Annotated in this window: 14 protein-coding genes; 7 read left to right on the forward strand and 7 right to left on the reverse strand. The window is 66.6% G+C overall.

From position 1 onward, the window contains the following. The first annotated feature begins 2 nt into the window (after window positions 1–2). The 5 genes from AB0280_RS09350 (at window position 3) to asd (ending at window position 3,858) form a co-directional block, all read left to right on the forward strand. Entirely contained in the window at window positions 3–221 is a 219-nt protein-coding gene (locus AB0280_RS09350; protein WP_018760496.1) for an NF038396 family protein, read from the forward strand. A gap of 140 nt (window positions 222–361) precedes the next feature. Next, a complete protein-coding gene (locus AB0280_RS09355; protein ID WP_366367000.1) occupies window positions 362–1,360 on the forward strand; it encodes a hypothetical protein in 999 nt (332 codons plus the stop codon). A gap of 20 nt (window positions 1,361–1,380) precedes the next feature. After that, entirely contained in the window at window positions 1,381–2,022 is a 642-nt protein-coding gene (locus tag AB0280_RS09360) for a hypothetical protein (RefSeq protein WP_366367002.1), read from the forward strand. Then, window positions 2,019–2,429: a hypothetical protein gene (locus AB0280_RS09365; protein WP_159631328.1), complete on the forward strand. Its 411-nt coding sequence runs from the start codon at window positions 2,019–2,021 to the stop codon at window positions 2,427–2,429. The genes AB0280_RS09360 and AB0280_RS09365 overlap by 4 nt, the downstream gene beginning before the upstream one ends. A 298-nt stretch (window positions 2,430–2,727) precedes the next feature. Beyond that, on the forward strand, window positions 2,728–3,858 hold the full coding sequence (gene asd, locus AB0280_RS09370; protein ID WP_364397219.1) for an aspartate-semialdehyde dehydrogenase: 1,131 nt from the start codon (window positions 2,728–2,730) through the stop codon (window positions 3,856–3,858). A gap of 57 nt (window positions 3,859–3,915) precedes the next feature. Here the strand turns inward: asd and AB0280_RS09375 are convergent, their stop codons facing one another. From AB0280_RS09375 to AB0280_RS09400, 6 genes are all read right to left on the reverse strand, one after another. Continuing rightward, window positions 3,916–4,893 carry a type IV toxin-antitoxin system AbiEi family antitoxin domain-containing protein gene (locus AB0280_RS09375; protein ID WP_275179657.1) on the reverse strand — a complete coding sequence of 326 codons (978 nt, stop codon included), beginning with the start codon at window positions 4,891–4,893 and terminating at the stop codon, window positions 3,916–3,918. A 171-nt stretch (window positions 4,894–5,064) separates the two neighbouring features. Continuing rightward, window positions 5,065–6,168 carry a winged helix DNA-binding domain-containing protein gene (locus AB0280_RS09380; protein ID WP_366367004.1) on the reverse strand — a complete coding sequence of 368 codons (1,104 nt, stop codon included), beginning with the start codon at window positions 6,166–6,168 and terminating at the stop codon, window positions 5,065–5,067. 38 nt (window positions 6,169–6,206) lie between these two features. Continuing rightward, window positions 6,207–7,274, reverse strand: a complete 1,068-nt coding sequence (locus AB0280_RS09385) for a UDP-N-acetylmuramate dehydrogenase (RefSeq protein WP_275179659.1) — start codon at window positions 7,272–7,274, stop codon at window positions 6,207–6,209. A 51-nt stretch (window positions 7,275–7,325) separates the two neighbouring features. Beyond that, on the reverse strand, window positions 7,326–8,603 hold the full coding sequence (locus AB0280_RS09390) for an MFS transporter (RefSeq protein ID WP_307493002.1): 1,278 nt from the start codon (window positions 8,601–8,603) through the stop codon (window positions 7,326–7,328). Window positions 8,604–8,613: 10 nt separating this feature from the next. Further along, on the reverse strand, window positions 8,614–9,051 hold the full coding sequence (locus tag AB0280_RS09395) for a MaoC family dehydratase (protein ID WP_224026690.1): 438 nt from the start codon (window positions 9,049–9,051) through the stop codon (window positions 8,614–8,616). A 2-nt stretch (window positions 9,052–9,053) separates the two neighbouring features. After that, on the reverse strand, window positions 9,054–9,515 hold the full coding sequence (locus AB0280_RS09400) for an FAS1-like dehydratase domain-containing protein (protein ID WP_224026691.1): 462 nt from the start codon (window positions 9,513–9,515) through the stop codon (window positions 9,054–9,056). A gap of 130 nt (window positions 9,516–9,645) precedes the next feature. On the opposite strand from AB0280_RS09400, the gene AB0280_RS09405 reads away from it, so the two are divergent. Then, window positions 9,646–10,026 carry an ArsR/SmtB family transcription factor gene (locus AB0280_RS09405; protein ID WP_275179661.1) on the forward strand — a complete coding sequence of 127 codons (381 nt, stop codon included), beginning with the start codon at window positions 9,646–9,648 and terminating at the stop codon, window positions 10,024–10,026. After that, the gene (locus AB0280_RS09410) at window positions 10,023–11,708 is read left to right on the forward strand and encodes a SulP family inorganic anion transporter (RefSeq protein WP_366367007.1); all 1,686 of its coding nucleotides are present in this window, start codon (window positions 10,023–10,025) and stop codon (window positions 11,706–11,708) included. Before AB0280_RS09405 ends, AB0280_RS09410 begins: the two co-directional genes overlap by 4 nt. Here AB0280_RS09410 and AB0280_RS09415 read toward each other — a convergent pair. Beyond that, window positions 11,698–11,922 (reverse strand): DUF3188 domain-containing protein, encoded by a 225-nt coding sequence (locus tag AB0280_RS09415; protein ID WP_307492998.1) that lies wholly within the window; start codon window positions 11,920–11,922, stop codon window positions 11,698–11,700. The genes AB0280_RS09410 and AB0280_RS09415 overlap by 11 nt on opposite strands. Between the last annotated feature and the right edge of the window lie 49 nt (window positions 11,923–11,971).

Consider the following 11,971-nt stretch of genomic DNA (forward strand, 5'->3'; position numbering starts at 1 on the left):
ACATGCTGAAGAAACCGGAAACCCTGTTCGTCCTGGGCTACATGCTGCTGCCCCTGCTGGCACTGCTCTCCGCGATCGTGGGGCTCACCATGATCCTGGGCGGGAACAAGATCGCCGGGGCCATCGTGCTGGTGGTAGTCACCCAGGTGTTCACCTTCGGAGCGTTCTTCGCGCTCCGCGCGCGGAAGGCAGCCGTGCTGGAGCAGTCAGACCAGAGCTGACGCTCACTGCAGCGGCATGGGGAGGCCACCCCATCGCGGGTGGTTCTGTCCTGGCCTAGGCTGGGGCACGCAGCACTCTGGGGGCTGTTGAATGAATATTGGGGGGAATCCTGGTGGCAGGAACTTTATGGGGTGCCGACGTGGAGCAACTGCGGGCCCTCGCGCAGCAGTTCAACAAGACGGCGGATCTGCTGCAGCAGCAGTCGACGCAGCTGAGCAGTCAGATCAACAACAACCCGGCCTGGAAGGGCGCGGATGCCCAGCGGTTCCGCTCGGACTGGAACACCAGCCACCGGACCCTTCTCCAGCAGACCGTCTCGCGGCTGCAGCAGGAATCGAAAGTACTGCTCAAGAACGCTGATGAGCAGGAGAAGGCGAGCGGCGGGGCACCCGGCTCCGCGGGCGGCCCGGGCTTCGGCGGATCTGGCGGGCCAGGTTCCGGATCTCCCGCGGATCCTTGGGGGCCCGATTGGCTGGCCAAGGGTTCGCCATTCCGGGACGGGTGGGGTCTTCGCGGCCAGATCAAGGCGGGCTTGGATCTGCCGAAAAGCGTTTTTGGTTTGGGCACGATGGCCGCCAAAGGCCTGGACAGCTTTACTGATGCTGAACTCTGGGCCAAGCTTCCGGGCAGGAGCATCACTTACAATTTGCTGGATTCCGCGACAGATATCCTCGGACTCAAGAATCTTCAGAAATATATCCCGGCACTCAACCAATTCGGCGGTGTCTTTAAAGAGAGTCCATGGTTGTTCAAGGGTCAGGGTGCAATTCTCGAAGGCCTTGGAAAAGGCGGGCTCGGCCGGGGCCTGGGGTGGGCCGGCGTGGGCCTGAACGCTTTCGACACGGCGGGGTATATCGCGGCAGGCAAACCGGAGGAGGCCTTGTGGTCGGGCGCCAAGACGGCACTCGGCGTGGCCTGCTTCCTTCCGCCGCCTGCTGGAACCATCTGCACGGTGGTCAGTGCCGGAATCGCGATTTACGAGATCCCTGCCGTCAAGGAGTTCGTGAACAACGCGGCCAGCAACGTCGCGGATACTATGGCCAGCGCCGTGAAGGATCCTGGCCGGTTCGTCGAAGACACCGGCAAGAATCTGGCCGACCTCGGCAAGAGCGCCGCCAGCTTCCTCGGCTTCGGATAACTCAACTAAAGGACAAATTCGTGACAGCCAGCACTGAATCCATCAACCCGCCAGACACGGCGGTTGGCTTCGGCTTTGCCGAAATCGCATACCTGATCAGGAGGTTCGATACCGACGCCGCGAGGAAGTCCGCCCAGGTACTCCGGCTGGAAGAGGAAGCCCAGTCGGACCCCATCTGCGTCGCGGGAGGATCTTCGCTTCTGGCCCGTGGCTTTGCCAGCGTCGATGACGACCTTGAATTGGAAGGGCCCGCGGTACCCACCGCGTACGCCTTGTCCAGGGCGGGCCGCTGGACGGAAATCAGTCTGGTCGACGGCGAGAAAACGGACACTGTGGTACACGTGGAGTCCGACAAAGTATCTGTGCTGATGCAGCCCAGGACCCTGGGCACCTGGTTCGTCTTTGCCCAGGACCCCTCTATCGACGGCGCAGACGCCCAACTCTCCCTCATCAAGGAACATCGGCGGACTCATCCCGAAGGGACCGCCTTTGTCCGGGTCAAGTCGATCTCTGGGGAAGACCACCTGCTCATTCGACCGGAAGGCCTCGGCTGGGCGGTTGGCAAGGTTATCGATCCCACCCGGGATGTCGAGGAAATCACGGGCCTGGACACATACGGCCTGCTTACCCGTATTCGGGAAACCCGCGGAGAAACCACATGAGCAGCGAAGACCCACGACCGGTTCCTCCGGTCAAGCGCAAAGGCTACTACAAGCGCCAAATCCAACTGGAGGCCGAGAGGCAGGGACTCACGCCCGAGGAATACGGGGTCTATAAAGGCTCAACGGGCAGCGTGATCAAACCCGTCAATTCAGCAGGCGGACTGCTCTTCCTTGCCATCTTGATCTCCCTGTTCTCTGGCATTGTGGTGGGTGCGGCAATCATCGTCCTTACCGGTGACGGGGTCACCAACTGGGTGCAATTCGTCATCGCCTGTGTGATTGTGCTTTTCCTGGTGCCCACCTCATGGGCTTACTACTTCAAGGAACGCAAAGCGGCACGGCTGCGGAAGGCGGCTGGAAAAACACTTGAACCTCCCACCCGACGCTCAAGCAGGCCGGACTGGTAGCAGAATTGGGTCTCCGACGGTGCCGGTGAAGAACCGCCTGGCCGGGAACGGTGAGATCGTCAGCTACACGGACGAAGAGTACGGGGTCAGGAAGGATGACGGCCCTGTTCGGCCTGATTGTTTACGGCACGGTCCGGATACTTCCGGGAGCGCAAGGCGGAGAGGCTCCGCAAAGCCAGGAACCTCCCGCGGCCCGTTGGATAGCGCCTTACCCAGCCGGCCGACGTCGTAGGCTCATGGCGGCACGCAGTGACGTAACCGACTGCGCCCTTCCGAATGCGAAGTCTAAACTGGACCAATGACTACAGCAGCTACCCCTTCCGTCGGCCTGGTCGGATGGCGCGGCATGGTCGGTTCCGTCCTCATGCAGCGCATGCAGGACGAGGGCGACTTCGCCAACATCAACCCGGTGTTCTTCTCCACCTCCAACGCGGGAGGTGCCGCGCCGTCGTTCGCTGACGGCGCCGGCAAGCTCGAGAACGCGTTCGACCTCGACACCCTGGCCAAGCTGCCCATTATCGTCACCGCCCAGGGCGGCGACTACACCAAGCAGGTCCACGGCGAGCTCCGCAGCCGCGGCTGGGACGGCCTCTGGATCGACGCCGCCTCCACCCTGCGCATGAACGACGATTCGATCATCGTGCTGGACCCCATCAACCGCGATGTCATCGACAAGGGCCTGGTCAACGGCACCAAGGACTTCATTGGCGGCAACTGCACCGTCTCCTGCATGCTCATGGGCCTCGGCGGCCTGTTCAAGAACGGCCTGGTGGAGTGGGGAACCTCCATGACCTACCAGGCGGCGTCCGGCGGCGGTGCCCGGCACATGCGTGAGCTGCTCAGCCAGTTCGGCACGCTCAACGCCGAGGTCAGCACGGAACTGGACGACCCGGCGTCGGCCATCCTGGACATTGACCGCAAGGTCCTGGCCCACCAGCGCACCGACATCGACGCGACCCAGTTCGGTGTCCCCTTGGCCGGCTCCCTGATCCCCTGGATCGACGCGGACCTGGGCAACGGCCAGTCCAAGGAAGAGTGGAAGGCCGGGGTGGAAACCAACAAGATCCTGGGCACCTCCGAGGAAAACCACGTGATCATGGACGGGCTCTGCGTCCGCATCGGCGCCATGCGCTCCCACTCCCAGGCCCTGACCTTGAAGCTCCGCGAGGACCTGTCCGTGGCCGAGATCGAAAAGCTCCTGGACGAGGACAACCAGTGGGCCAAGGTGGTTCCCAACACCAAGGAGGCCTCCATGGCCGAGCTGACCCCCGTGGCCGCCTCCGGCACCCTGGACATCCCGGTGGGCCGCATCCGCAAGATGGAAATGGGCCCGCAGTACATCAGCGCCTTCACCGTGGGCGACCAGCTCCTCTGGGGCGCCGCCGAGCCGCTGCGCCGCATGCTCAACATCGCCACCGGCAACCTGTAGCTTCCAGCTGCCTCACTAGCGGCCCTCGCCCGCATAACCGTTGCTGCCCGGCACCGGTTATGCGGGCAAGGGCCGCTTTTGCGTTCCGGAATGGCGCGCCAGGAATGCGTACAGCCGTTGCCGCAGCTCTCCTGGCCGGTTCAGCTGCTGCCAATTGATCCGGAAGACTGCCCAACCCAGCTCCTGCAATGCGTTCTCCCGGCGCCGCTCCGCGAGCAGCACATCCGCCGCCGGCTTGTAGTCCGTGTACTTGGCGACGCCGTCGAACTCGATAATCACCCGGGCGTCGGGGTCCGCGAAATCCGCCCGGAAAATGCCCTCGCGGGTGGTGATCCCAACCTGCGGTTCGAACATGCGCAGGCCAAGAGAATGCAGCATCAGCCTGGTCCGGGTCTCCCCCGGGGACTCGGACCGGGCATCCAGAACAGCCAGCAGGTCCCAGGCGAGCCTGCCGCCGCGGACCACTGGACTGTCGTTCAGCAGCTGCCGCATGGCCTCGATGGACGCACCCTTGCGCAGCGCGTGGTCACCGATCACAGCGGCCTTTTCCAAGGGCAGGATACGTGCGCAGTCCAGCACGGTCCGCTCGGCACTGGTGGTAAGGACTTCCCGCCCGTCGGGCGTCCACAGTGAAGCCTTCTCAGCTTCCGCGAGCGGCAGCCTGTGAGTCCGGACGTCCCTTCCTGCGCTGGCCTTCGAGTTGGCGTACTGGGTTGTCACGTGCACGGCGGGCCCGCCTTCCCAGACAAAAAGCCCCCGCAACAATGCCGCGCTCACGTGGCTGTACCGGGACCGGCCGTGGGTGGACTCGAAGTGGGCCATCAGCCGGGCCTGGTCCCGGTCCCATTCTTTGAGCCCATGCCAGTTTCTGCTCCGGACGTAGGCTCCCCGCCGCAACCGGAGCACGGTACCGCTCTTCACGGCCGCAGTCAGCACACGGTCGTCCAGCCCGGCAGCCGCCAATTGGCGGGTTGACGCCACCACCTGCTTGGGCCAGCGATGGTCGACGAGGGCCTGCAAATCACCGGAATTCATTGTCCAAGGGTCGACGGCGGACACCGGCATCGGAAGCACGGGACGTCGCCATGTGGATGGCCCGCGGTACGAGCGGCCCTTACCCGCACAACCGTTGCTGCCCGGGGCCGGTTATGCGGGGCGGGACCGGTTAAGCGGCAAAGGACCGGTTATGTGAGGGCTGGAAGCACGTCAGGTGGCCAGGAACGTCGTGTAGCGCCGGCCGGCCTTGGCCAGGGCTGCCTGCGCCGCCGGGCCAAGCGGCCGGGCTTCGTCGAAGAGTTCAGGTACGACGGCGGCACCCGGCCCGGTGCCCTTCAGCGCCCAGGTGCCAACAACCTTCCCCGCGGCAACCACCGTCTTCTTGAAGACACCGTTCCCGCCGGGCACGATCAGGTCGGAGTGCTCCGGCGCCAGGACGAGGCTGCGGTCCGTGTAGCCCAGGACAAACTCATCAAAACCCGGCAGCAGGTGGACGGACCGGACGCCGGGCACTCCGGAGTCCAGCAGCGCCGCCACCTCCGGGGACAGCCAATAGCTGGTCCCCGCGAACTCCAGCTCCACCAACTCGCGCCGGACGTGTTCAAACGCCGTGCGTACCTCGGTCAGCGGCAGCTGCGTCCACCAGGCGAAGTCGCGGAGGGTGGCCGGCCCATGGCTGCGGAAGTAACGGAGCAGGAACTCAGACAGGGCCGCCTCCCGTTCCAGGCTCCGGGACGAGGGTATCCAGTCATCAAACGCCGCGATCAGCTGCTGGTTTCCGGCCAGGGGCCCCAAAACCAGCCAGCCGTGCCGGCAGAGCGAACCCAGGAGATGAATCCCGCGTTGGCCCAGCGTCGGCTGGCCTCCGTCGTCGAACACCTTGAACAGAGCGGCGCGGCTGACGGGGCCCTCCGCCGAGATGTGTTCCAGCGCGAGGTCGCGGGCCTTCTCCACGTCTGCCCACGTAATCTCCAGCTGCCGGTGACGGCCCGCGATGCTCCTGGTGAGCCTCTCGGCCGTGAGGTCCAGCATCCAGCGCAGGTCCTCCGGAGCCACGAGGTGCAACGTCCCGCGCATCGGCCAGGACCGCACCACTGTGCCGGCATGGATGGCCGCCCGGACATCGGTGATTCCCGCCCCGGGCACGCGGACACCCACCGCCCAGAGTGCCGCGGGCAGGTCCTGGGCCTGCATGGCGGTCATCCAACGGACCAGCCCCGGCACAGAGGTGGCCTCAATCCCGGCGAGCCGCTGGGACACCAGCCGGAGCCTGCCGACCATCCTGCCGTCGCGCAGGGCACCAAATGCAGCCATGCGCCCATCCTAGGCCGGGCGCGGCCCTGCGGGGACGGCTAGAGTTCGAGGCCGATGAGCAGCGGCTCCGGGTGCAGCGAAATGCCGAAGTGGCGTTCGACGCCGGCCCGCACTTCCCGCGCGACAGCCACCATGTCGGCGGCGCTGGCGGAGCCACGGTTGGTGATGGCCAGGGTGTGCTTGGTGGACAGCGACGCCCGGCCGCCGGCCACGCCGTCGTCTTCCAGGCCGAAGCCCTTCCCGAAGCCTGCTTGGTCAATCAGCCATGCGGCGGAGAGCTTCACCATCCCGTCTTGCCCGGCCGGGTAGCGCGGAGCGCTTTCCGGCAGCTTGTCCGCGACGTCGGCCGCCACGATCGGGTTGGTGAAGAAGGACCCGGTGGAGTAGGTGTCCCGGTCAGCTGCGTCCCACACCATCCCCTTGGAGGCGCGCAGGCGGAGGACTTCGCGGCGGACGTCGTTCGCGTAGGCGCGCTGTCCCACCTCCACCCCCAGGGCCCGGGCCAGCTCGGCGTACCGGATGGGCGCGCTCATCCGGCCCAGCGGCAGCTGGAACTCGACGGTGAGGACCACGTACCGGGGCGAACCGTTGACGGTGGTCTGTTTGAGGATGGAGTCCCGGTAGCCGAACTTCAGCTCCGAGTTGGTGAAGGTCTGCACGGCGTTCCGCTTCCGGTCCCAGGTGCGGACGGCGGCGATGGTCTGGGAAACGTCAGCACCATAGGCACCCACGTTCTGGACAGGCGTGGCCCCCGTTGAACCGGGGATGCCGGACAACGCCTCGATACCGGACCAGGCGTGCAGCACCGCGTGCGCTACCAATTTGTCCCAGTTGTGGCCGGCCTGCACCACCACTGCCACTCCCCCGCAGGAATCCTCGGCGTTGACCGTGAACCCCTCGGAGGCGATCCTGATGACCGTCCCGGGAAACCCGTCGTCGGAGACCAGGAGGTTGGATCCGCCGCTGACGATCAGCACCTGTTCCGCGGCGGCATCCGCCGAGCGGACCGCGTCGATGATGTCCGCCTCGGTGCGGGCCTCGATGTACTTGCCGGCAGGGCCTCCGACGGCGGAGGTGGTCAGGGAGGAAAGGAGCGTGGAAGTCACCTGTCCACGTTACTTGAAGATACTGTGCGGGCGCAGTACAACGCAGTACCTTCAGGCCAGCTTCCGGGCCGCCGGGGAGAGGACGAAGCTCACGGCGAGCATCACCATCACGGCCAGCAGCGAATGCAGGATGCCCACATGCTCGGCCAGCAGCCCCAGCAGCGGCGGACCGCACAGAAACGCGGCATAGCCGATGGTGGACACCACGGACACCCGGGCGGCAGCCATCGCGGGGTCGTCGGCTGCGGCGGACATGCCCACCGGGAAGCCCAGGGATGCTCCCAGGCCCCACAGTGCGAGCCCCACGTAGGCAAGCCACGGCACCGGCGCAAAGACGAAGACGCCCAGTCCCAGCACAGCCATGGCAGCACACCAGCGCATCACGGGAACCCTGCCGAATCTGTCCAGCAGCACCGTTCCGGCAAAACGTCCGATGGTCATGAACGTGACAAACAGCCCGTAGCCGGCGGCACCGGCAGCATCGCTCTGCCCGTGGCCGTCGGCCAGCGCGAGGGCCACCCAGTCCCCTGCCGCGCCTTCGGCCAGGGCGAGGCCCAGCACCAGGACACCCAGGAGCAGGGTCCGCCGGTCCCGCCATGCCCGGGCGATCTTTCGCTTGTTGTCAAGCGGGGCATCGCCGGACGTGGTTCCGGCAGCGATCACGGGAATCGGCCCGGTACTGGGATCCTCGAACGTATCCGGGGAGTAACTGCGCTCCCCCGCCACCGGGGTGACATCGGCGCGGAACCAGGAGGCAGCCGTTGCTACCGACACCGCCACCACCGCCCCTGCCCCCGCAAGGTGCCAGAACACCGGCATGGACACCGCGGCGGCAACGGCCCCCAGGCCCGCGCCTGCCACCGTTCCCAGGCTGAAGGCACCGTGAAGCCGCGGCATGATGTGCCGGCCCACCGCGCGTTCCACCGCGGCGCCTTCAACGTTGGATGCCGTGTTCCAGCTTCCGGTGCCCAGGCCAATGATGGCCAGGCCGATGGCGGTTGCCACCGGGCTTGCCAGCACGGTTGTGCCAAAACCCGCCGTCAGCAGGCCGGCGCCCACCATGATGCTGCCTGTCCGGATGGTCCGCTTGGAGCCCAGCCGCAGCACGATCAGCCCGGACGCAGACACGGAGGCGAAGGACCCCAGCGTCATGCACAGCAGGATGACGCCGATGTTGCCCGGGGTGAGGTCCAGGGTGTCCCGGATAGCGGGCAGCCGGGACACCCAGGAGGCAAAGGCAAGGCCGCTGGCGCCGTAGGCCACCACGACGGCGTTCCGCCAGGCAGTGACCTGCCCGGCCGTCGCGGTGGTTCCTGCAGGAGTGGTCAAAAGGTGCAGCTCAAGACAGCTTGACGAGGGCCTGGGCCTTCATCAGGACTTTTTGCCCGGCGGAGACAACGGTGAGGTCGACGCGCGCGGTGCCCGCATCGGCGTCGAGCTTTCCGATGGTGCCGCTGACCTCGATGGTGGCCCCGGGCTGGTCGGTTCCGGTGGTGTCGGTCACCAGGACCGGCTTGGTGAAGCGGGTCTGGAAGTCAACGACGGCGGCCGGGTCGCCCGCCCAGTCCGTCACCAGCTGGACGGCGGAGCCCATGGTGAACATGCCGTGGGCGATGACGCCGGGCAGTTCCACGCCGTTGGCGAAGGCCTCGTTCCAGTGGATGGGGTTGAAGTCGCCGGACGCCCCGGCGTACCTGACCAGGTCGGTGCGTGTGACCTCGATGGTGCGGCTGCCGATTTCCTGGCCGGCGCTGAGTTCGTTGAAGGTGGGGCTCATGGTTACTGTCCCTCTCCGCGGACCAGGATGGATGACGTGGTGGTGGTGACGGGTTCCCGCGAATCACCGGAACCGAGGGCGAAGATCTCCGAGCGGGTGGTGATCATGGCGCCGCCGCCCATGGCACGGACGCCGTCAACATGCAGTTCGGCAACGAGCCGGTCACCGGCGACGATGGGCCGGTGGTGGGTGAAGCGCTGGTCTGCATGGACCACGCGGGAGAAGTCGATGCCTGCTTCCGGGTCCTCGATGAGCTGTGCGTCGGCACGCTGGGCGATGATGATGGCGAAGGTGGGCGGTGCCACCAGATCGGCGTGGCCCAGGGCCCTGGCTGCGTCCACGTCAAAGTGCGCGGGATGGGTCGCCTTCACGGCGCGGGCGAACTCACGGATTTTCTCGCGGCCGACGTCATACACCTCTGCGGCAGGGTAGCTACGGCCCTGCAGGTCCGGATTGATAGTCATGGATTCCAGCCTATCGTTGCCACGCCCTTCAAAAGACGCCCGCTGCACTGGTATGATGATTTCATCATTCCATCAATCCGCTGTCCGGGATATGACCGGCCGGCCATCGCGCACAGGAGCGCCACCTTTGATGCTGTCTTCCGCCCAAGCCCCGCTCTACGAGATCAAAGCGAACCTTTTCAAGGGCCTGGCCCACCCGGCCAGGATACGGATCCTTGAGCTGCTGGCCGCGGCGCCGCAGGAGTCTGCCCCGGTGAGCTACCTCCTGGCAGAGACCGGGCTGGAGGCCTCGCACCTCTCCCAGCACCTGGCCACCTTGCGGAAGCACAAGGTGGTGACCTCCGTACGCAGTGCCAATGCGGTGACGTATCAGCTCGCCCACCCAGGGGTCTCACAGCTGCTTGCCATTGCCCGGACCTTCCTCGTAGACAGCCTGGCCGGCTCCAATGAGCAGCTGCGGCTGGCACAGCAACTGCCGGCAGAACACCTGGCCGGCGGGTCAGCCAAGTGACCGCCGACCCGGTCACGGCCCGGGGCACGGCCGCGGGGAGCATCACCCGGTTCCTGCCCTCCCGGAAGGATTACGCCGGGCTTGCCGGCACCTGGCGTACCGACCTGCTGGCAGGAATCACCGTGGGCATTGTGGCGTTGCCGCTGGCCCTGGCGTTCGGCGTCAGCTCCGGGGTGGGTGCCGAAGCGGGCCTCATCACGGCGATCGTGGCCGGGCTGGTGGCAGCCGTCATGGGCGGCTCCCCGGTACAGGTGTCCGGTCCCACGGGAGCCATGGTGGTGGTGCTGGCCCCCGTGGTGGCGGTCCACGGCATCGGCAGCGTCGCCCTTTTGTCCCTGATGGCGGGGCTGCTGGTCTGCGCGCTCGGCTTCAGTGGCCTGGGCCGGGCCGTGGCCTTCATCCCCTGGCCCGTCGTGGAAGGCTTCACGCTGGGCATTGCCGCCATCATCTTCCTCCAGCAGGTCCCGCTGGCCACCGGCACGTCCGGCACCCCGGGGCACAACACCCTCCTGGCCGCGGTGGAGGCGGCAGCGGGCGCCTCCACCCCGACGGTCCTGTTGACCCTCGCGCTCGTGGCGGGAGTCGCCGTCGTGATGGTCCTGGTGCAGAAGCTGTTCCGCGCACTTCCAGCCAGCCTGCTGGCGGTCCTCCTGGCGACCGCCGCCGCCGAAATCCTGCAGCTGGACGTCCCGCGGATTGGTGCACTCCCGCATTCCCTTCCGGCACCGTCCATCCCGTCCCTGGACCCTGCTTCCCTTGGCAACCTGGCAATGCCCGCCGTGGCTGTCGCCTTCCTGGCTGCCATCGAGTCACTGCTCTCGGCGCGCGTGGCCGCCGGGATGGCCGGGCCGGACGGCAGGCCCACCTGCCCCTACAGCCCCGACCGTGAGCTGATGGGACAGGGCCTGGCTTCCATCGCGGCCGGCCTGTTCGGCGGGATGCCGGCCACCGGAGCCATCGCACGGACCGCGGTGAACGTGCGGTCCGGCGCCAGGACCCGCCTGGCCGCAGCGGTGCACGCCATCGTGCTGCTGGGCATCACCTACCTGGCCTCCGGAATGGTCAGCCGCATCCCGCTGGCAGCACTGGGCGGGGTCCTGATGGTCACGGCGGTACGGATGGTCTCGCGGCGCACCATCACCGCCATCCTGTGTTCCACCCGGGCAGACGCCGCGGTCTTCGTGCTCACGGCCGTCATCACGGTGGCATTCGACCTCATCGTTGCCATCCAGATAGGGCTGGCCGCGGCCGCCCTCTTCGCACTGCGGAAATTCGCTTCACTGAGCGGGGTCCAACGCGAGGAGATTCCCGGTCCGCGGTTGGAAGGAGACGAACACATCGCAGTTTTCCGGCTGGATGGAGCGATGTTCTTTGGTGCCGCCGAGCGCATCCTCCAGGAGATCAGCCAGGTCAAGGACGTGCAGGTGGCCATCATCAGGTTGTCGCAGCTGCGGATGCTGGACGCGACCGGCGCCCACGCCCTGGTGGAGGTCATTTCCGCCCTGGAGCTGCGCGGCATCACCGTTTTGCTCAAGGGTGTGCGGCCTGACCACCTTGACCTGGTGACCAACGTGGGCGTGATCCGTTCCCTGCGGCACCACAAGCACCTGTTCGACCGGCTCCCGGATGCCGTGGAACATGCCCGCAGCCACGTGCTGCGGAACGCGGCGGCTAGCGCCTGAGGTTTTTGCGGATCGCCTGGCCGCGCACCACGATGCCCACGACGTGGAGGACCAGCCCGAGCCCGATGAAGGGCAGGGAAGCCATGGCCAGTGCCTGGTTGCCGCTGGTGTTGCCCACCAGATTCAGGATGATGCCGACGGCGATCAGTCCCATCGCGCTGAAGACCAGGACTTTGTAGCGGGTGGGCGCGGTGGCCCAGAATTCGTTCAGCACCGTCCAAGTCTACCGAGTGCCCGGCCACCCCGGCGGGCGGGCCGGGCCC

This window comes from Pseudarthrobacter sp. 902506025 (genome assembly GCF_040702325.1).
Taxonomy (GTDB): Bacteria; Actinomycetota; Actinomycetes; order Actinomycetales; family Micrococcaceae; genus Arthrobacter.

Bases quoted from the DNA above. Each gene is read 5' to 3' on its own strand.
- AB0280_RS09350 (WP_018760496.1), top strand. From the start codon at position 3: ATGCTGAAGAAACCGGAAACCCTGTTCGTCCTGGGCTACATGCTGCTG.
- AB0280_RS09365 (WP_159631328.1), top strand. From the start codon at position 2,019: ATGAGCAGCGAAGACCCACGACCGGTTCCTCCGGTCAAGCGCAAAGGC.
- asd (WP_364397219.1), top strand. From the start codon at position 2,728: ATGACTACAGCAGCTACCCCTTCCGTCGGCCTGGTCGGATGGCGCGGC.
- AB0280_RS09375 (WP_275179657.1), bottom strand. From the start codon at position 4,893: ATGAATTCCGGTGATTTGCAGGCCCTCGTCGACCATCGCTGGCCCAAG.
- AB0280_RS09380 (WP_366367004.1), bottom strand. From the start codon at position 6,168: ATGGCTGCATTTGGTGCCCTGCGCGACGGCAGGATGGTCGGCAGGCTC.
- AB0280_RS09395 (WP_224026690.1), bottom strand. From the start codon at position 9,051: ATGAGCCCCACCTTCAACGAACTCAGCGCCGGCCAGGAAATCGGCAGC.
- AB0280_RS09400 (WP_224026691.1), bottom strand. From the start codon at position 9,515: ATGACTATCAATCCGGACCTGCAGGGCCGTAGCTACCCTGCCGCAGAG.
- AB0280_RS09405 (WP_275179661.1), top strand. From the start codon at position 9,646: ATGCTGTCTTCCGCCCAAGCCCCGCTCTACGAGATCAAAGCGAACCTT.